Here is a 19,905-nt window from a genome sequence, read left to right as displayed (position 1 = left end):
AGGATCCATGCAGCTCCTGTTCCGTCGCGGATCGGCCCTTGTGGGCCTGTTCCTGCTGGCTGCCGTGCCGGCCCTGGCCCAACCGGGGCCGGGTGGCCCACCGGCCGTCGGCGTCATGCCGGCGGCCAAGCGCGCCGTCACCGAAAGCAATGAGTTCATCGGCCGGATCGAGGCGCCGAACCGGGTCGAGATCGTCGCGCGCGTGACGGCCTTCCTGGAGCAGCGCGCCTTCGAGGAAGGCGCCGAGGTCAAGGCCGGCGACCTGCTCTACCGCCTCGAGCGAGGGCCCTTCGAGGCGCAGCTCGACGTGTCCAAGGCCGCCGTGGCCGAGGCCGAGGCACAGCTCACCAACGCCAACATCACCCTCAGCCGCGCCCAGGCGCTGCTGAACACGGTCGCCGGTCAGCGCTCCAATGTGGACAATGCCCTGGCGGCCCAGCGCACCGCCCAGGCCCAGGTGCTCTCCGCCCAGGCGCAGCAGCGCCAGGCGCAGATCAATCTCGACTACACCGAGATCCGCTCCCCGATCGACGGCCGGATCGGCCGCACGGCGGTGACGGTGGGCAATGTGGTCGGGCCGAATTCCGGCGCCCTGACCACCATCGTCAGCCAGGATCCGATGTATGTGAGCTTCACCGTCCCGGTGCGGACGCTGGTCGACCTGCGGGTGCGCTACGCCGATCGCGGCGGGCTGAGCGCCGTGCAGATCCGGCTGCGCATGCCGAACGGCGAGCTCTACGACCAGCCCGGCAGCATCGACTTCACCGATAACGAGATCGGCCGGGATACCGACAGCGTGCTGCTGCGCGGGCGCATCCCCAACCCCCCCCGCCCCGCCGGCTACCGCACGCTGACGGCCAACCAGTTCGTCAATGTCGTCGTTGAGGCGATCCAGCCGGTGCAGATGCTGACCGTGCCGCGCGCGGCGGTGCTCAGCGACGCCCGTGGCGACTTCGTCTATGTCGTCGGTGAGAACAACGTGGCCGAGCGCCGGGCCATCCGCATGAGCAGCCAGTCCACCCCCGAGCTGGCGGTGATCGACGATGGCGTGCGGGAGGGCGAGCGCGTCGTGGTCCAGGGCCTCCAGCGCGTCCGTCCGGGCAACCCGGTCAATGCCGCGCCGGCCGCCAACGCCGCGCCGCAGGGAGGCTGATCCGTGCTGTCAGCCGTTTTCGTCGACCGGCCCCGCCTGGCGATCGTCATCGCGATCGTCATGAGCATCGCCGGTGCGCTGTCGCTGCTGCGCATCCCGGTCTCGCAGCTGCCCGACATCGTGCCGCCACAGGTCCAGGTCTCGGCCACCTATCCGGGCGCCTCCGCCGACGTGGTGGAGAGCGCCGTCGCCCAGCCGCTCGAGGCGCAGGTCGTCGGTGTCGACGGCTCGATCTACATGAAGAGCAACAGCGGCAGCGATGGCAGCTACTCGCTGACCGTCAGCTTCGAGCTCGGCACCGACCCGGACATGAACACGGTGAACGTGAACAACCGTGTCCAGGCGGCGATGGCGCTGATGCCCGAGGAGGTGCAGGCGCAGGGCATCAGGGTGGAGAAAAGCTCCTCCTCGATCCTGCAGGTGCTGTTCATCTACTCCGAGGACCCCGAACGGGGCTACGATCCCCTCTTCCTCACCAACTACGCCACCCTGAACCTGATCGACGAATTGTCGCGCACCGATGGTGTCGGCTCGGCGACGCTGTTCAGCCGCCAGAACTACGCCATGCGGATCTGGTTCGACACGCGGCGCCTGGTGAGCCTCGGCCTTAACCCGTCGGATATCGTGAGCGCCATCCGGGCGCAGAACCTGCAGGCGCCGGCCGGGCGCATCGGCGCCCCGCCGGTGCCGGACGACCAGCAGATCCAGATGAACGTCCTCACCCAGGGCCGCCTGGAGACGCCCGAGCAGTTCGGCAATATCGTGCTGCGGGCCAATCCGGATGGCTCGGTGCTGCGCGTGCGCGATGTGGCGCGGGTCGAGATGGGCGCCCAGAACGAGGACGCCATGACCCGCCTCAACGGCGGCGACGGCGTCGGACTGGCCGTCTACCTGTCGCCCGGCGCCAATGCGGTGCAGACGGCGGCCGCCGTCGAGGCGACGCTGGAGCGGGTGCGTTCGCGCATGCCCGAGGGCATGAACGTCCGGCCGGTCTTCGACACCACCATCTTCGTCAACGACACCATCTACGAGGTGATCAAGACCCTGATCGAGGCCTTCGTCCTGGTCGCGCTCGTGGTCTTCCTCTTCCTCGGCAACGTCCGCGCCACCGTCATCCCGATCGTCGCCGTCCCGGTCAGCCTGATCACCACCTTCGCGGTGCTGCTGGCCCTGGGCTACTCCGCCAACACCGTCTCGCTGCTGGCCATGGTGCTGGCCATCGGCATCGTCGTCGATGACGCCATCGTGGTGGTGGAGAATGTCGAGCGCGTGCTGGAGGAGGAGCCGGACATCACCCCGGCCGAGGCGACCAAGAAGGCGATGGCGCAGATCACCGCCCCGATCATCGCCATCACCCTGGTGCTGCTCTCGGTCTTCGTCCCGATTGGCTTCATCCCCGGCCTCTCGGGCGAGCTGTTCCGCCAGTTCGCGGTGACCATCTCGGTCGCGATGGTCTTCTCGGCGATCAACGCCCTTACCCTCTCTCCCGCCCTCTGCGCCGTCTTTCTGCGGCATGAGGGGCCGAAGAAGGGGATCATGGGCTGGGTGCTCCGCCGCATCGACAATGTGCGCGACGGCTACGCCTCCATCGTCACGCGGCTGCTGCGCCTGTCCATCCTGTCCGTGGTGCTGGTCGGCGTCTTCGCCTTCGGCGCCTACACGGTCGCCAACCGCACGCCGGCGGGCTTCCTGCCGCAGGAGGACCAGGGCGCCTTCATCATCGCCTTCCAGCTTCCGGACGGCGCCTCGGTCGCGCGCACCAGCCGCGTCGTCGCGCAGATGGAGGCGCAGCTGAAGGAGATGCCGCAGGTCCGGGATTCCATCTCGATCATCGGCTTCTCCCTGCTCGACGGCGGCGCCAGCGCCTCGGCGGCGACGATGTTCGTGCAGCTCAAGCCCTTCTCCGAGCGCGGAGGGCCGGGCGACAACGTCAACGCGCTGATCGGCCAGATCTTCGTGCAGAGCCAGCAGATCCGCGAAGCCCAGATCATCCCGATCAACCTGCCCCCGGTCATCGGCCTTTCGACAGGCGGCGGCTTCGAGTATCAGCTGGAATCGCTGGAGGGCGCGTCGCCCGCCGAGATCGGCAACGTCATGCAGGGGCTGCTGGCCGCGGCCAATCAGGATCCGCGCCTGAGCCAGGTCTTCTCGACCTTCAGCTCCCGCTCGCCTTCGCTTTATCTCGACATCGACCGGGACAAAGCGCAGGCCCTCGGCCTACAGATGAGTGACGTCTTCTCGGCGCTGCAAACCACGCTGGGCAGTGCCTTCGTCAACAACTTCAACCTCTATGGCCGCACCTGGCAGGTGCTGGTGCAGGGCGAGGCGGCCGATCGCCGAGACCCGAGCGCGCTGTGGCGGATCGAGATCCGCAACAGCCGTGGCGTGATGGTGCCGCTGCGCTCCATCGCCACGGTGAGGACGGTGGTCGGCCCGCAGACCATCACGCGCTACAACAACTATCGGTCGATCACCATCAACGGCAATCCGGCGCCCGGCGTCTCCTCCGGCGCGGCCATGGATGCCATGGAGGAGATCAGCCGCGACACCCTGCCGGCCGGCTATACCTTCGAATGGACCGGCACCGCCTATCAGGAGCAGCAGGCGGCGGGGCAGACCGGCATCATCCTGGCGCTCGCCGTGCTCTTCGCCTTCCTCTTCCTGGTGGCGCTGTATGAGAGCTGGGTGATCCCGATCCCGGTTCTGCTGTCTGTCACGGTGGGCATCCTCGCCGCCGTCTCGGCGATTCTCCTCGCCGGACTGCCGCTCGACCTCTACGCGCAGATCGGCCTGATCGTGCTGATCGCGCTGGCGGCGAAGAACGGCATCCTGATCGTGGAGTTCGCCAAGGAACAGCGCGAGGCCGGGCTCGGCATCGTCGAGGCGGCGGCCCAGGGCGCCAAGATGCGGTTCCGCGCCGTGATGATGACCTCGATCGCCTTCATCCTGGGCCTGGTGCCCCTGGTCTGGGCCTCGGGTGCCTCGATGCTGGCGCGGCGCGCCGTCTCGACCCCGGTCTTCGCCGGCATGATCGCGGCCTCGACCATCGGCATCTTCCTGATCCCCATGCTCTACGTGGTGTTCCAGGGGATGCGCGAGGCCACCCATCGCCGCTTCGGCCGGGGCCGCCACGCCGAAGCCGCCGCGGGGCGGGAGGGCGGCAAGGCGGCGCATTGACGCACCCGGGCAACCCCGGCCCGGGCCGGCGGTTGGCCTGCATCATGACGACGGCGTGAGAAGGGGCGCCCCCCGGCCGGGGAGCGCCCCTTTCCGTCAGCAGAGGGAGACGAGACATGGCAGGCATGGCCCAGACCCCGGTGCCCAGGGATGGCCAGGAGAAAGGCCGCCGGGGGCCCCACAGGATCCTGATCGTCGGCGGCGGGGCCGGCGGCATCCATCTGGCGACGCGTCTCGGCCGCCGCCTCGGCCGCGAGGGGCGGGCGGAGATCCTGCTGGTGGATCGTGACACCGCGCATATCTGGAAGCCGCTGCTGCACGAGGTGGCGGCCGGCACGCTCGACACGGGGGCGGAGCAGATCGGCTTCGTCGCCCATGCCCGGCGACATGGCTTCCGCTACTGGCCCGGTGCGATGGAGGGGCTGGACCGCGCGGCGAAGCGGGTCCGCCTGGCCCCGCTCCGGGACCGGGACGGCGCTGAGATCCTCGGCGCGCGCGACCTCGCCTACGACACGCTGGTGATCGCGGTGGGCAGCCAGGCCAATGATTTCGGCATCCCCGGCGTCCGCGAGCACTGCGCCTTCATCGATAGCCGCGAGCAGGCCGAGGACTTCAACGAGGCGCTGCGGGCCGCCGTGCTGCGCTGCATCGCCGGGCCGCCGGACGCCACCCTCGATATCGCCATCGTCGGCGCGGGGGCGACGGGCGTCGAGCTCTCGGCCGAGATCGCCACCGCGCTCGACCTGGCCGGCGGCTATGGCTTCCCCGGGCTGCGTCGCCAGTTGCGGCTGACGCTGATCGAGACCGCGCCCCGCATCCTGGGCGCGCTTCCGGAAAAGGTGGCCGAGGCGGCGCGGGCGGAGCTGGAGCGGCAGGGCGTGACCGTGCTGACCGGCGCCGAGGTGGTCGCGGTGGATGACCACGGCATCCGCCTCAAGGACGGTCGCAGCATCCCCGCCACGCTCCGCGTCTGGGCGGCCGGGATCAAGGCGCCGGCCTTCCTGAACGGGCTCGACGGGCTGGAGAGCGCGCGCAGCGGCCAGCTCGTGGTGCGCCCGACCTTGCAGACAACGCGCGACGACGCGGTCTTCGCCATGGGCGACTGTGCCTTTCTCAAGCCCGAGGGGGCCGAGCGGCCGCTGCCCGCCACCGCCCAGGTGGCGCAGCAGCAGGCGGAGCATCTCGCCCGCGCCCTCCCCGACCATCTCGCCGGCCGCCCCCTGACGCCCTTCGCCTATCAGCACAAGGGCGCGCTGGTGGCGCTCGGGCGGTACAACGCCTTCGGCAGCCTTGGCCGGCGGGGGCTGCTCGGCGGCGGCCTGTTCATCGAGGGCAGGTTCGCGCAGTTCAGCTACGCCTCGCTCTACCGGCGCCACCAGCTCGGCCTGCACGGCTTCTGGCGTTCGCTGCTCTATTGGGCGGCTGATCTGCTCCGCAAGGCCAGCGCCCCCGGCGTGCGCATGGAGTGAGGCGGCGCCGGCACCCCGCCAGGCGCCTCAGCCGCTGAAGACGACGGTCTTGTTGCCGGTCAGGATCACCCGGTCCTCCAGGAAGAAGGTGATGGCGCGGGCGAGCACGCGGCGCTCGATGTCGCGGCCCTTCCGCACCAGGTCCTCGGCCGTGTCGTTGTGGCTGATGCGCTCGACATCCTGCTCGATGATCGGCCCCTCATCGAGATCGGCGGTGACGAAATGCGCCGTGGCCCCGATCAGCTTCACGCCGCGCGCATGCGCCTGGTGATAGGGGCGGGCACCCTTGAAGCCGGGCAGGAAGGAATGGTGGATGTTGATGCAGCGCCCCGGCAGCTTGGCCGAGAGCCCGTCCGACAGCACCTGCATGTAGCGCGCCAGCACCATCAGGTCCGAGCGCGTCTCCTGGAACAGGCGCCAGATCTCCGCCTCCTGCTCCATCTTGGTCGCCCGCGTCACCGGCAGGTGGTGGAAGGGCACGCCGGTGAGGTCGAGATGCGCGTAGGTCTCCCGCGGGTGGTTGGAGATGATGCCGGTCAGCTCCATCGGCAGCTCGCCGATGCGCCAGCGGTAGAGCAGATCGGCCAGGCAGTGGTCGAAGCGGCTGACCAGCAGCATGACGCGGCGCTTCTCCGAGCGGTCGCGCAGCGTCCACTGCATGCCGAAGCGCGCCGCCACGCCCGCGATCGTCTCGCGCAGCGCCGCCTCGCCCTCGGGCGGGATGCCGTTGAAGACGACGCGCATGAAGAAGCGGCCGGTGGCCGTGTCGTCGAACTGCTGCGCCTCGCGGATGTCGCCGCCGGCCTCGTAGAGCGCTCCCGCCACCGCGGCGACGATGCCGGGGCGGTTGGCGCAGGCCAGGGTCAGCACATGGCCGGCGGGAAGGCTGGTCTGGGTTGGGGCAAGGGTCATGGTCGGCTCGGTCCTGGCGGCGGGGGCGGCATCTCGGGGCCAGGGGTTATGCCGCCCCGCCCGCCCTGCCAATGGCCTATCGCATGCGATAGGCGGATGGCGCGGTTGCGGGCATAACGCTGCCGTGCAGACCAAGCCCCCCTCCCCGATCGCTGTCATCGGCGCCGGCCCGGCCGGCCTGATGGCCGCCGAGACCGTCGCCGCCGCGGGCCTGCCCGTCCTGGTGCTGGAGCGCATGCCCTCCGTGGCGCGGAAGTTCCTGATGGCCGGCCGGGGCGGCCTGAACATGACCCATTCGGAGCCCCTGGCCGATCTCCTCGGCCGCTATGGTGCCGCCACGGCCCGCCTGGCGCCGGCCATCGAGGCCTTTCCCCCCGCCGCGCTGGCGGCCTGGTCCGCCACGCTGGGCCAGGAGGTCTTCACCGGCAGCTCCGGCCGCGTCTTTCCCCGCGCCCTGAAGGCCTCGCCGCTGCTGCGCGCCTGGCTCGCCCGCCTGGCCTCCCAGGGCGTGGAGATCCGCACCCGGCATCGCTGGCTGGGCTTCGCGCCGGAGGGCGGCCTGCGGGTCGAGGGGCCGGACGGGGAGAGCCTGCTGCGCCCGGCCGCGACGATCCTGGCGCTGGGCGGCGCCTCCTGGCCCCGGCTGGGCAGCGACGGGGGCTGGACCGGCCTCTTCCCAGGCGATGGGGTGGCGCCGCTGCGGCCGGCCAATTGCGGCTTCCGCCTGGTCTGGTCGCCCCACTTCGCGGAGCGCTTCGCCGGCACGCCGCTGAAGCGCATCGCCCTCGCCTTCGAGGGCCGCACGATCCGCGGCGAGGCCATGATCACGCGGGAGGGGATCGAGGGGGGTGCCGTCTACGCCCTCTCCGCCGCCCTGCGCGAGGCGATCGCCGAACGGGGGGTGGCGATGCCCTGTCTCGACCTCCGCCCCGACCTCCCGGCCGCGGAGGTGGGACGCAGGCTGTCGCAGCCGCGGCGCGCCCAGTCGCTCTCCACCTTCCTGCGCAAGAGCCTGGCCCTGCCGCCGGTGGCCATCGGCCTGGTGCAGGAGGCCCTGCGCGGCGGCATGCCCGCGGAGCGGCTGCCGGAGCTGGTCAAGGCCCTGCCCCTGCGCCTGGTCGCGCCGCAGGGGCTGGAGCGGGCGATCTCGACGGCCGGCGGCCTGCCCCTCGAGGCCCTCGACGAACGCTTCATGCTGCGGCGCCATCCCGGCGTGTTCGCCGCCGGCGAGATGCTGGACTGGGAGGCGCCGACGGGCGGCTACCTGCTCCAGGCCTGCTTCTCCACCGGCCGGGCTGCGGCGGAGGGGGCGGTCTCCTGGCTGCGCGACACCGCGCCCCCGCCCGGCGGCCCGCGCGTGATCGACTGAGGCGATCGCTCACCCCGGCTGGTGGGCGCCCTCCCCCGCCTCGTTCCCCACCTCCGGCTCGGGCCAGAGGCCACGCGCCGGCAGCATCACGGTCGGGCGCGGCGGGGTGAGCGCGATGCCCGCCTCGTCGAAGCGCTGCTTGAGCCGCAGGTTGAAGGCACGGCCGACACCCCATTGCTGCAGCGCCCGCGTCCGCAGCCCGCCCATGATGGTGACGCCCTCGGGCGTGAACTGATCGACGCCCCAGATCTGCAGGCCGGTCATCATGTTGTCGCGGAAGTCGGGATCCTGCCGCATCTCCTCGCCGACCTCGTTCATGATCTCCATCACCTTGTTCAGGTCGGAATCGTAGCCGACCACCACCTTCACCGTGTAGACGCCGAAGCCGCGCGAGCGGTTCTTCAGCGCCTTGATCTGGCTGAAGGGAATGGTGTGCAGGGCGCCGTCGCCATCGCGGATGCGGACGGTGCGGATGGTGACGCTCTCCACCGTGCCGGCGCGGTCGCCGGTATCGATGGTGTCGCCGATGGCGATGGTGTCCTCGATCAGCATGAACAGGCCCGTGATCACGTCCTGCACCAGCTGTTGCGAGCCGAAGGAGATGGCGAGGCCGATGACGCCGGCACCGGCCAGCAGCGGCGCGACATTGATGCCGAGATTGCTCATCACCGCGATCACGGTCAGCACGCAGAGCACGACGAAGGCGAAGTTGCGCATCATCGGCAACAGGGTGCGGGCCCGCGTGCTGTGATCCCAGCCGCGGCTGCCCTCCTTGGGCGCCAGCGCGTGCTCCACCGCCGTGTCCACCGCCACCCAGACGACCCAGCCGATGGCGACGGCGACCAGGATGGAGGCGATGGGCCGCAGGATGGCCAGGCCGATGCCGGCGCTGGCCCAGGCGACGATGTCGAAGTCCCACAGCCGCAGGCAGAACACCAGGATGGCGATGGCGGCGACGAAGCGCAGCGCCTGGCGGATCAGGCCCAGGTAGCGCCACTGCAGCTGCCGCGCCAGGCTGCCGCTCGCCTGCTGGCGCCCTTCCAGGAACCGCTTCAGCAACCCGTTCATGGTGAAGGTGACCACCAGGATCAGCACGATCACCCCGATGGTCAGGAGGGCGCGCCCCAGGAAGAAGCCATGGCCGAGGCCGAGGAAACGGGAGAACACATGGCCGAGGATCAGGGCGAAGCCGAGCAGGTGCCAGTTGCTGGCCAGTTGCCCGCCGACGGAGCGCAACGCGCTGCGTGGCTCCTCCGACCCGGTATGCCGTCCCGCCAGCAGGCGGCGCACGCCACCACGCCGGCGCAGGATGAAGAGGAAGGCCACGACGGCCAGCGCCAGATCCACCGCTCCGCCCGCCAGCATGGCCACATCCGGCCCGATGATCCAGCGCAGCTCCGCCTCCTGGAGCGAGGTGCTCGCCACCGCCAGGGCGGACAGCGCCACCAGCCAGGGCAGGATGCGGCGGCGGGCATAGCGCACCGTGCTCCAGCCCCGGATCGGGCCCAGCAGGTAGAGCAGCGGGAAGCCCAGGCGCCACGTCAGCGCGCCCACCAGGAAGGGCATGGCGATGGTGAGGAACAGGCGCGTCTCCTCCCAGCCGCGCGGCCAGAGCACTGGCCAGGCGAAGATCAGCAGTGTCGCCGGCAGCAGGGGCAGCAGCCGCCGCGCCGCCTCCAGCCCGGCCGTGCGCCAGAGCGCCGCGCGGCCGGAGGCGCGGAAGCGTTCGGCATCCGGGCGGGGACGCAGCCAGGGCAAGGCGGAGATGCCGTAGAGAAGAGCGGCGGCGACACCCCAGCCGAGCCCCGCCCAGGCCAGGAAGGCCCAGAGGTCGCCGTCCTCCCAGGCATCCTGGAAGCGGCTGCGGATCTGGCTGCCGGCGGCGTTCAGCCGGAAGATCAGGCTGCCGCTGTTCAGCTGGTCCCGCACCGTGTCCCCGACATTGTTCAGCCCCACCGCCACGGCGCCGAGCAGGCCCGAATCCGGCGGCGGCGAACCTGCTTCGGCGGCGGGAGCGGCGGGCTCGCCCCCCGGCGCTGCCCCCGGCGCGTCGCCCGCCGACGGCGCGGCCGAACGGGCGGCCAGGCTGGTCCGCAGCTCCTCGAGCTGGCGGACGAAGGCGGCGCGCTCCTGATCGCTGCGCAGCGTGGCCAGGATGCCGTCCAGCGCCGCCACCGGGTCCGCCACCGGGTCCGCCACTGGGTCCGCCGGCGTCTCCGCCGGGCTTTGCGGGGCAGCCGGCGCCGCGCCCTGAGCCAGGGCGGCCGGTGGAAGCAGCGTCGGCGGAAGCAGGGCCAGCAGAAGGGCCAGCAGAAGGGAGAGGCGGATGATGCGAGGCACTGTCGGTCCTTCGGCGAAGAGCGGCGGCCAGTGGCAGCCGGAAGGATAAGGACGCCCGATCCGGCATCCGGGTTGCCCGCCGGGGCGGCGGGCCACTCACCCGGCGGACGAGCCGCCCGCCGGTGGGCGGAATGTCGGGGAAGTGCCGGAGGATGGCAAGCGGGAGCCCGGCCGCCCCGATACGCCATCAGGGCGCGCCATCAGAAGGCGTGCCGATGCGCGGCATCAGGGGGAACCCCGTTCCTCGGCCAGGCGACAGCCTCGGCCGAACCGCAGCCGCCGCCGGATCCCCTCACCCCGCCGGAGCTGGAAACCCCGTCCGGAGGCCGCCAAAGGAACTGACCGCGCGCGTCGGTCGTGGCAGGCTGCCGGCATGACCAGCCGCACCAGCCTGGCCGGTGGCGAGCGCCACCGCTTCGAGGATCTCAGGGCCCTGCTTGCCGCCGCCTCGCCGCGCCGCTCCGGGGACGAGCTGGCCGGGCTAGCGGCGGACAGCGATGCCCGCCGCGTCGCAGCCCGCATGGCGCTGGCCGACCTCCCGCTCGCCGTCTTCCTCAACGAGGCCCTGGTGCCTTACGAGGCCGATGAGGTGACCCGGCTGATCCTCGACCGGCACGATGCCGCGGCCTTCGCCCCGGTCCGCGCCATGACGGTCGGCGGCTTCCGCGACTGGCTGCTCTCGCACGCTGCCGATGGCGCCGCCCTGGCCGCCCTGGCGCCGGGGCTGACGCCCGAGATGGTGGCCGCCGCCAGCAAGCTGATGCGCAACCAGGATCTGATGGCGGTGGCGCGGAAATGCCGCGTGGTCAGCGCCTTCCGCACCACCCTCGGCCTGCCCGGACGGCTGGCCAGCCGGCTGCAGCCGAACCACCCGACCGACGACCCGCGCGGCATCGCGGCGGCCGTGCTGGACGGGCTGCTGCTCGGCAGCGGCGACGCGGTGATCGGCATCAACCCGGCCACCGACAACCTGCCCAACTGCATGCGCCTGCTGGACATGCTCGATGAACTGCGCCAGCGCCACGCGATCCCGACCCAGAGCTGCGTGCTGACCCATGTGACCAGCGCCATCGAGATCATGCGGCGGGGCGCGCCGGTGGATCTGGTCTTTCAGTCGGTCGCCGGGACCGAGGCGGCGAATGCCGGCTTCGGCGTCAATCTCGCCGTGCTGCGGGAGGCGCATGAGGCGGCGCTGGCGCTGGGGCGCGGCACGCTGGGCGACAACGTCATGTATTTCGAGACCGGCCAGGGCGCCGCCCTTTCGGCCGGAGCGCATCACGGCCTCGACCAGCAGACCGCGGAGGCGCGCGCCTATGCCGTGGCGCGGGAGTTCCGCCCCCTGCTCGTCAACACCGTGGTCGGCTTCATCGGCCCGGAATATCTCTATGACGGCAAGCAGATCATCCGCGCCGGGCTCGAGGACCACTTCTGCGGCAAGCTGCTCGGCCTGCCGATGGGGGTGGACGCCTGCTACACCAACCACGCCGAGGCCGACCAGGACGACATGGACCAGCTGATGACGCTGCTCGGCGTGGCCGGCGTGAACTTCCTCATCGCCGTGCCCGGCGCCGACGACATCATGCTGAACTACCAGAGCCTCGCCTTCCATGACGTGCTGGCGCTGCGCGATCTGCTCGGCCTCCGCCCCGCCCCGGAATTCGAGGCCTGGCTGGAACGGATGGGCATGCTGACGCCCGAAGGCCGGCTGCGCGCCCTGGCGCCCGACACCGCCCCCCTGGCTCGCCTGGCCGCCGAGGCTGGCGCGTGAGCGACGGGTGGGAGCGCCTGCGCCGCGCCACCCGCGCCCGGATCGGCCTCGGCCGCAGTGGCGAGGCGGTGACCATCCGCGACGTCCTGGCCTTCCAGATGGCCCACGCCCAGGCGCGCGACGCCGTGCACGCGGCCCTCGACCCTGGCGCCCTGTCCGAGGCCCTGTCCGACGACCCCGGGCCCGGCGTGCCCCTCCTCCTGCACAGCGCCGCGCCGGACCGCGGCACCTATCTGCGCCGGCCGGATCTCGGCCGCAGGCTGGCGGCGGAGAGCGCCGCGGCCATTCCCCGGGGCGAGTGGGACATCGCCTTCATCATCGGGGACGGGCTTTCCGCCACGGCGGTGCAGCGGCATGCCGCGCCGGTCCTCCAGGCGGCGCGGCGGCGCCTGCACGGCCTGCGCCTGGCGCCGCCGGTGATCGCCCTGCAGGCGCGGGTGGCGCTGGGCGACGAGATCGGCGCCCGGCTCGGGGCGCGGCTCGCCGTTATGCTGATCGGCGAGCGTCCCGGCCTCAGCGTGGCCGACAGCCTTGGCGCCTATCTCACCTTCGGCCCCCGTCCGGGACGGGCCGATTCGGAGCGGAACTGTGTCTCGAACATCCACGGCGCCGGCGGGCTGAGCCACGCCGGCGCCGCCGACAGGATCGCCTGGCTGGCGCGGCAGGCGCTGACGCTGGGCCTGACCGGCGTGGCGTTGAAGGAGGACATGCAGCCCGCCCTGCCCGACGTCTCCGCCACGCTGTCTCCGCCCGGCTGAATCCCCTGCCCGACTGAATCAGGGCATCCGGTCGAGCCGGTTCTCGAAGACCAGGAAGAAGGGAGGCTTGTCGAAAGGCGGTGGCAGGACATGGCCCCGCGAATCGGCCGGGAAGCGCCGCAGCACCGTGGCATCCAGCACATTGCCGCCGACCGCCTGCACCAGCCCGCCGCCGGCGGCCACCACGATGTCGCAATGCAGGGGGCGGAACTGCCCGGCCTCGGCCAGCCGGTCCTGCCAGTGCAGCAGCGGCAGGCGCGACCGGTCGGCGCAGAGGAGATCGCCGGGCGCGGGAGCGTAGCCGGCCGGGTCGTGCGGCAGGAAGGCCGCCCCGGAGGGGTTCCAGGCGGCCTCCGACAGCAGCCGGTCGATGTACCAGGCATGGGCCGCGGCCGCCGGGAAGACCGAGGGCGGCACGCCGGCTCGCTGCAAAACCGCGCTGACGAAGGCCGCCGACCAGGCGGGATAGGCCCAGAGGGAGATGGAGGGCTGCGGCGGCGGGGCGCCCGGCGGCGTCGCCTCCAGCAGCGCCAGCATCATCGAATCATGCGTATTACGCAGCCGGCTGGCGACCGCCGGCCCCTCGGGCGTGGACGACCAGTAATCGAGGATGCGCGTGTAGTTGTCGGGATCGGCCGGCCGCGGCAGCGCCTCCGGCCAGCCATCCACGACGAGCTCGCCCCAGGCCCGCCATTCGGTGAGGGCAGCCCGGACGAGGCGCCCTCGCCAGGGTGACAGGGCTTCCGTCGCCTCCGGCTCCGGGAGCGGGCGAACGGGAGCCGAGCAGGCGGCGCAGGCCAGGAGGAGAAGGGCGATCAAGCCGGTTACGCACCGGCGGCCTTGAGGCATTCCTGTCGTTCCCGAACGCGGTTGCGGGCAGGAAACGCCGTGAAGCGTCCAAGGTCACGTCAGGATATGCAAGCGTCAGCCGGGCAGGCGCCGGTCAGATGGCGACGCGCTTCAGGGTCGCACCCTTGGTCACGCCCTTCTCGGACGGCGGCCTGCTGAACTCCTGCGCCCGCGCGACCGGCGGCAGCTCGGGGGCCTGGACAGGCGCCGACGGGCGACGCCACAGGCGGACGACCTTGTAGGCCAGGAAGCAGACGACGAGGGCACCGATGCCCATCAGCGCGTAGCTGGTGTACTCCTCGCCCAGCCAGGCCACGGCATACCAGCCGGCGGCGACGAAGGAGCCGGCCCAGAGGCCGGCGGCGATGAAGTTCAGGATGGCGAATCGGCTGTGCTTCATGCCGGCGATGCCACAGGCGGCCGAGGCCACGTTGCGAACGCCATAGACGAAGCGGAAGGTCAGGACGAACAGCGTGCCGTAGCGTTCCAGGAAGCGCAGGGCCTTGGCGACCTTGCGCTCCGCCGCGGGCAGCTTGCGCAGGGCCCGCACGCCATAGCGTTGACCCAGGGTGAACCAGAGCTGATCGCCCAGGAAGGAGCCGATCCAGACCGAGATCATGAGGAACCAGGGGTTGATCAGTCCGGTCGCCTGACCGGCGGCGGCGGCGAGCAGGACGAAGGTCTCGCCCTCGAAAAACGCCCATGCCGCCGCGGCCAGATAGGCCAGCAAGCCCCAATCGGCCCAGAACTCTGCCACGCAGTCCTCCCCAGTCACGGCAATGAGAGACGATGAGGGAGAACGAGCCTGAAAGGGAATAGGTATCGGCGACCGACAGTAAAAAAAATCGCGCCGCGTGGCGGAAAATCAGCCAAGTCCAGGGCTGCGGCCGGCGCCCCATGGAAGCGCCGGACCGCGAGGTCGTGGCTCAGCCGAAGAAGTAGTCCGAAGCGGACAGGCCGGTGACGCCCTTCAGCGTGACATGGGATTCCCATCCGTTGCCATCGGAGATCGTCGCCACCCCGCCGGAGAAGGACAGCTTGGCGTCGCCGGAGAAGCCGCTGAGCTGCAGCTTGTCGGTGCCGCGCGCGAAATCCGTGATGGTGTCGTGGCCGGCGCCCTTGGCGATGACGAAGATATCCGCCCCCCGCCCGCCGGTGAGCACATCGTTGCCGCCACGCCCGTCCAGGACGTTGCTGCCGTCGTTGCCGATGATGATATTGGCCAGGCCGTTGCCATAGCCCTTGGAGTTGCCGTAGCCGGTGAAGGTGAGGTTCTCCACCTGGTCCGGCAGGGTGTAGCTGTGCAGCCAGGTCTTCACCGTATCGGTGCCCTGCCCGGCATACTCGACGACGCGGTCGCTGGCTGTGTTGACGATGAAGGTGTCATCGCCCTTGCCGCCATACATGGTGGCGTTGCTGCGGGCCGAGAACTGCTCGTTGGCGTCGCTGCCCCAGAGGCTGACCCCGGCATGATTGCCCCAGACCACCTTGCTGGGCGCATCGGAGGCCTCCGCGCTGGTCACGGCGGGCTGCGACGGCGTGGTCGGCGGCGTTACCACCGGCGATCCGCCGGAATTCCCGCCAGAGGAACCATTGCCCGAGGAACCATTGCCCGAGGAACCGCCGGTCGATCCGCCGACCTCCGGCGCGCCCGAGCCGCCGCCGCCGAAGGCGGCCTTGTAGGCGGCGCCGGTCCGGGGCTCGGTGCCGTCGGAGATCTTGCCCGGGAAGGCGTCGTTGGAATCCCAGTAGGTCTGGTAGACGACGTCGTGGCTCTCGAACCAGTCCTGCACCAGCTTGATGTAGGGCGCGGCGGTGTCGGTCTTGACGCCCCATTCCGAATAGGCGGTGGGCTTGCCATGCGCGTCGGCGAAGTTCTCGAGCCATTTCAGCCCGTACTTCAGGTCGCGCACCGTCTCGAAGGCCTTGACCGGATCGTTGCCGGTGTATTCGGGCTTCCAGTAGAAATCCATGCCGATGATGTCGACATAGTCGTCACCCGGATAGGCTTTGGCCGGGTCGATCCCGCCGGACGCCTCATTGACGTTCCACTCGAACTTGAAGCGGTCGGAGACCGAGCGGAAGGCCTCGACGAACTCGCGGAAGGCGCCGATGAAGGCCTGCTCCTTGCCGATGGCATTCCAGTAGAACCAGTTTCCGTTGAATTCCCAGCCGGTGCGGACATAGATGTCGTCGCTACCGGGCGTGCCGTTCACCAGCGTCTGCGCCACCGTGCGGTAGTACTGGTTGTAGTCGCCATTCGCGGCGGAATAGAGGTTGGCGTCCCGCGTGATCAGCGGCACCGACCAGAAGAGGTCGCGCCCCGTCGGCTTCCAGAGGTCGTTGACCATCCACCTGGCGCTGCTGACGAAGTCGTTCCAGTTGGCGAAGCCGACGACGGCATGGATGCCGTCCACCTCGTGTCCCAGCCATTTCTCGAAGTTGGAGACCTGGTTTCTGTCATTGCCGACATACACGCCGAGAAGTGCCATGGGGGCATCCTTTGGGCTGAGCGGTCCGATCCCGGAAGCTTCCCTGCGTTCACGGGAAGGCCGGTCGTCGCGCGGAGTGTCCAGAGGGATGACGCCGGGCCGGAACAGCCCCGCGCCGCTCGGTCACGGCCAGGCACGGGCCGATGCGTCCCGGCGTATCGGGAGCGTCGCGCCTCTCGCCAGGCCATGGCCTGAACCGAAGGTGTGCGCCAGGGCTGGGCGCGCGATGGCGCGGCAGTGTCCTCTGCGCTCACGGCATGCTTGGCGTCACCCTCCCACGAGGGATGGCCTTCACCAGGCATTTAGTTACGATATAGTAACTATTGATTTGGCATGCGGCTACGAGGGGGATCTGAATGTCTCTTCCGCAGAATGCCTTCCGCCAGGACTGATCCGGATGACGACCGCCCGCCGGTGCGGCGCGATCTTCTCCTCAGCAGCAGCTCGAGAAAATATGCCGGCCCTTCTGGCCTTTGCCGTGCTCCCTGTGACAGAGTTCACTCACGATTGAGCGATCTTCGAATGTTTGTGTAAGCACCCTCGTAACGTATTGCAACCTGAAATTTGTCGAGACCCAGGTTGCGATATGAAAGCGCAGAAGATGCTGCCGCCATCGCGGGATTTCGCGAGACGCAACTCTCGCGTTGCAGGAGGCCCTTCGCCGCCTGCCGAAGAATGCTGGTGCAGACTTCAATTTCTTCGTTTGCTGCTCATCGTTCCCGTCACGACCACGTGGCGCAGGTTGTGAATCCCCGCTCGCCGCCATCATGTCCCGACGACCGTGGCGCGATGGCGTGGCCAAGGTCGCTGTGGTGTTCCGCTACCTCACTGGCGGCGTTAGAAGAACTTCATCAGGCTCCGGGCGCCCCGCCAGAAACCTTGAGCGCGGAATGGTGCTGATCGGTGACAAGGAGAGGTCTTCCCATGCGGCACCCATTCTCGAGGCCGCGGCAGGCGGCGCTGCGACGGGCCCTGCGGGCAGGCGCCCTTCTGCTCCCGTTCGTCCTTCTCGCCGCCTGCGACGATCCCAAGCCGACCCAGCAGCAGGGCTTCGCCTCCGAGGCCCGCGCGCTGTCTGAGGAGCGGCTGCGCGCCCGGGCTAAGGGGCCCGGGGCCAGCTTCCGCGCCGTGCAGGTCTATCCGCAGGCCAGCTCCGGCGCGGTCGCCGTCTGTGGCCAGATGAACCTGACCGGCGCCACCGAGGAGGCCTTCATTCCTTTCGTCTCGGTCGTCACGCCGGCGGCCGAAGCGGGCGCGACGCCTCAGATCGAGCAGTTCCTGGCCGCCAGCACGGTGGAAGCCACCCGGACCTATATCGAGATGCTCGATCGCTGCCGCGAGAACGGTGGCCCGTCGCCGGGCGGCCGTCCCGGCGCGCAGCCCCTGCCCCCCGTGCCCGGAAGCTTTCCGAGCCACACCCCCGCCCCGCCCACCCCGCCGGCGCCCCAATCGACGCCCCCGTCGGCATCCGCCCCTCCCGCGCCCGGCCCTGCCGCGGCCACCCCGGCGGAGGGCAGCGCCTTGGCGCGGCAGAACGCCAATCTCCGCGCCAGCCCCCTGGGCGGGGGCGAGGTGCTGCGCGTGGTGCCGCGCGGCACCGGCCTGACAATTTTCGGACGCGCGCCGGGCGGATGGTACCAGGTCGGCACGGGGCAGCCCGAGGGCTGGGTCCACGGCAGCATGCTGCAGGTTCAGTAAAGCCGGTGCGGCGGCCCTTCCGGCGGGCTCAGGGCTCCAGGAGCCGCAGCACCGCCGCGATATGCGACTCGCGCTGCGCCCTGACCTCGGCCTCGGCGGGGCGGCCGAGGATCATGTCCCAGATCCCCCCCAGGAACAGCGGCGCCAGCAGCACATGCGCCAGGCCGGAATCCGTCGCCACGCCGGCGCGGAACTCGCCCGCCGCCTCGCCTTCCCGCAACACCGCCTGAAGCAGGCTGATGGCGGGATCGAGGATCTCGGCGCGGTAGGAGGCCGCGAGCTCGGGAAAGGCGCCGGATTCGCCCACCATCAGCTTCAGCAGGATGCGGTCGCGCCGGTCGTCGCGCAGCCTGTCCTCGTAGGCGAAGCGAAACATCTCGACGAGCTGCGCGCGGCGCGAGCCGAAGAAGGTCAGGCGCAGCCGTGCCAACTCCTCGAGGGTGGAGCGGGCGCAGGAGCCGATGGCGGCCCGGAAGAGGTCCGCCTTTCCGCCGGGATGGTAGTGGTAGAGCAGGCCCTTGGTCACCGCGGCGCGGCGCGCCACCGCCGCCATCCGCGCGCCGGCATAGCCGCGCTCGGCGAATTCCTCCACGGCCGCGGTGAGGATCTGGGCCTGCCGTTCCTCGACGGGCAGGCGGCTGCGGGCGGGGCGCTCGGCAGGCGGGGGCATGATGCGCTGATAGCACTATTGACCAATCGGTCAATAGCCGGGATGATGCGGCCCGCGGACCCTCTCGCAGGTTGAGCATGCTCGAAACTTCTCCCGCCGCCACGGCGCGCCGTGCCGGCCCGCCGGCCCCCGCGCGATGGCGCCGCAGGTGGCTGCCCGGGCTGCTCCTGCTGCTCGCCGCCGCCGCGGCGGGCTGGTACCTGCTGCGGCCCGCCGCCGGCCCTCCCCCTGTTCCTCCCCTTGCCTCGCCCCCGCTCACCGCCGCGCCGCCCCCCGTGCTGACCGTGGCGACGGCCCCGGTGGTCCTCCGCCCGATGGAGCGCCTGGTCGTCGGCGATGGCTCCGTCGTCCCCTGGCAGGAGCTGGTGCTGGGGGCGGAGGCCGGCGGCCTCCGGGTCGAGGCCGTGCTGGTGGAGGAAGGCGACGCGGTCCGCGCCGGCCAGGTGCTGGCACGCATGGACGACCGGCTGCCGGCTGCCCAGCTCGGTCAGGCCGAGGCCGGCGTCGCCGAGGCCGAGGCGGCGCTCGACATCGCGCGGACCGACCTGCGCCGTGCCGAGGAGCTGGCGCGCAGCCAGAACACGCCGCGCCAGGTGCTGGACCAGCGCCGGGCGGCCGCCCGCCAGGCCGAGGCCCGCCTCGCCGCCGCCCGGGCGAGCCGGGAGGAGCTGGCGGCGCGGCTGGCGCAGGCACGCCTCCTCGCCCCGGCCGATGGCATCGTCCTGCGCCGCGCCGTGCTGCCGGGCACCGTGCTCACCGCCGGCCAGGAGATGTTCCGCCTGCTGCGCGAGGGCCGGCTGGAGCTGGACGCGCGGGTGCCGGAGCTGGATCTCTCGCAGGTCCGTCCCGGCCAGGCCGTCCGTATCCGCCATGGCGAGCGCCTCGTCGAGGGCAGGGTCCGGGCCGTGGCGCCCGGCGTCGCGCCGGAGAGCCGGCTCGGCACCGTGCATGTCGCCCTGGGCCCGGATGCGGGGCTGCGGCCGGGCATGTTCGCCCGCGCCGAGATTGGGGCGGGGGCGCGGGACTGGCCGGCGGTGCCGCACGAGGCCGTGGTGTTCCGCGATGGCGGGCCGGTCGCCTTCGTGCTGGAAGGCGAGCAGGTCCGGCTGCGCCGCCTCGCCACCGGCCCGCGGGACGGGGGATGGATCGCCGTGGAAAGCGGCCTGGCCGCGGGCGAGCGCGTCGTCGTGCGCGGCGCCGGCTTCCTCGCCGATGGCGACCGCGTGCGCAGCGCCGGGGCGGACTGAGCC

General features: G+C 71.1%; 14 protein-coding genes. 8 read left to right on the top strand and 6 right to left on the bottom strand.

From position 1 onward, the window contains the following. Positions 1–7: 7 nt before the first annotated feature. From ACF3NH_RS13820 to ACF3NH_RS13810, 3 genes are all read left to right on the top strand, one after another. Positions 8–1,153, top strand: a complete 1,146-nt coding sequence (locus ACF3NH_RS13820; RefSeq protein ID WP_198367242.1) for an efflux RND transporter periplasmic adaptor subunit — start codon at positions 8–10, stop codon at positions 1,151–1,153. A gap of 3 nt (positions 1,154–1,156) precedes the next feature. Next, complete coding sequence (locus ACF3NH_RS13815; RefSeq protein WP_422923582.1) at positions 1,157–4,330, top strand: efflux RND transporter permease subunit; 3,174 nt, start codon at positions 1,157–1,159, stop codon at positions 4,328–4,330. 125 nt (positions 4,331–4,455) lie between these two features. Beyond that, complete coding sequence (locus tag ACF3NH_RS13810) at positions 4,456–5,799, top strand: NAD(P)/FAD-dependent oxidoreductase (protein ID WP_198367244.1); 1,344 nt, start codon at positions 4,456–4,458, stop codon at positions 5,797–5,799. A 27-nt stretch (positions 5,800–5,826) separates the two neighbouring features. On the opposite strand, the gene purU is transcribed toward ACF3NH_RS13810, so the two are convergent. Beyond that, on the bottom strand, positions 5,827–6,711 hold the full coding sequence (purU, locus tag ACF3NH_RS13805; protein ID WP_422923580.1) for a formyltetrahydrofolate deformylase: 885 nt from the start codon (positions 6,709–6,711) through the stop codon (positions 5,827–5,829). A gap of 124 nt (positions 6,712–6,835) precedes the next feature. Between purU and ACF3NH_RS13800 the strand changes: the two genes are divergently transcribed. Beyond that, a complete protein-coding gene (locus ACF3NH_RS13800; RefSeq protein WP_422923578.1) occupies positions 6,836–8,080 on the top strand; it encodes a BaiN/RdsA family NAD(P)/FAD-dependent oxidoreductase in 1,245 nt (414 codons plus the stop codon). A 9-nt stretch (positions 8,081–8,089) separates the two neighbouring features. Here the strand turns inward: ACF3NH_RS13800 and ACF3NH_RS13795 are convergent, their stop codons facing one another. After that, the gene (locus ACF3NH_RS13795) at positions 8,090–10,420 is read right to left on the bottom strand and encodes a mechanosensitive ion channel family protein (RefSeq protein WP_198367247.1); all 2,331 of its coding nucleotides are present in this window, start codon (positions 10,418–10,420) and stop codon (positions 8,090–8,092) included. Between the two features lie 373 nt (positions 10,421–10,793). Here ACF3NH_RS13795 and ACF3NH_RS13790 point away from each other — a divergent pair, with 373 nt between their 5' ends. Together ACF3NH_RS13790 and eutC are read left to right on the top strand one after the other, a co-directional pair. Further along, entirely contained in the window at positions 10,794–12,188 is a 1,395-nt protein-coding gene (locus tag ACF3NH_RS13790; protein WP_422923576.1) for an ethanolamine ammonia-lyase subunit EutB, read from the top strand. Then, positions 12,185–12,946: an ethanolamine ammonia-lyase subunit EutC gene (eutC, locus tag ACF3NH_RS13785; RefSeq protein ID WP_422923574.1), complete on the top strand. Its 762-nt coding sequence runs from the start codon at positions 12,185–12,187 to the stop codon at positions 12,944–12,946. Before ACF3NH_RS13790 ends, eutC begins: the two co-directional genes overlap by 4 nt. 18 nt (positions 12,947–12,964) lie before the next feature. Here the strand turns inward: eutC and ACF3NH_RS13780 are convergent, their stop codons facing one another. From ACF3NH_RS13780 to ACF3NH_RS13770, 3 genes are all read right to left on the bottom strand, one after another. Then, a complete protein-coding gene (locus ACF3NH_RS13780; protein WP_422923572.1) occupies positions 12,965–13,765 on the bottom strand; it encodes a DUF2272 domain-containing protein in 801 nt (266 codons plus the stop codon). Between the two features lie 124 nt (positions 13,766–13,889). Continuing rightward, positions 13,890–14,552, bottom strand: a complete 663-nt coding sequence (locus ACF3NH_RS13775) for a DedA family protein (RefSeq protein ID WP_422923570.1) — start codon at positions 14,550–14,552, stop codon at positions 13,890–13,892. A 169-nt stretch (positions 14,553–14,721) separates the two neighbouring features. Further along, entirely contained in the window at positions 14,722–16,287 is a 1,566-nt protein-coding gene (locus ACF3NH_RS13770) for a glycosyl hydrolase (protein ID WP_422923568.1), read from the bottom strand. 924 nt (positions 16,288–17,211) lie between these two features. Between ACF3NH_RS13770 and ACF3NH_RS13765 the strand changes: the two genes are divergently transcribed. Further along, positions 17,212–17,985 carry an SH3 domain-containing protein gene (locus ACF3NH_RS13765; RefSeq protein ID WP_422923566.1) on the top strand — a complete coding sequence of 258 codons (774 nt, stop codon included), beginning with the start codon at positions 17,212–17,214 and terminating at the stop codon, positions 17,983–17,985. A 28-nt stretch (positions 17,986–18,013) separates the two neighbouring features. On the opposite strand, the gene ACF3NH_RS13760 is transcribed toward ACF3NH_RS13765, so the two are convergent. Beyond that, positions 18,014–18,655 carry a TetR/AcrR family transcriptional regulator gene (locus tag ACF3NH_RS13760; protein WP_422923564.1) on the bottom strand — a complete coding sequence of 214 codons (642 nt, stop codon included), beginning with the start codon at positions 18,653–18,655 and terminating at the stop codon, positions 18,014–18,016. Between the two features lie 77 nt (positions 18,656–18,732). Here ACF3NH_RS13760 and ACF3NH_RS13755 point away from each other — a divergent pair, with 77 nt between their 5' ends. Further along, positions 18,733–19,902 carry an efflux RND transporter periplasmic adaptor subunit gene (locus tag ACF3NH_RS13755; RefSeq protein ID WP_422923562.1) on the top strand — a complete coding sequence of 390 codons (1,170 nt, stop codon included), beginning with the start codon at positions 18,733–18,735 and terminating at the stop codon, positions 19,900–19,902. The last annotated feature ends 3 nt before the right edge of the window (positions 19,903–19,905 follow it).

The organism is Pseudoroseomonas sp. WGS1072, from assembly GCF_049340465.1.
Classification (GTDB): Bacteria; Pseudomonadota; Alphaproteobacteria; order Acetobacterales; family Acetobacteraceae; genus Pseudoroseomonas.
The sequence above is the reverse complement of the archived record's forward strand: the minus strand, read 5'-3'. Positions and strand labels throughout refer to the sequence as shown.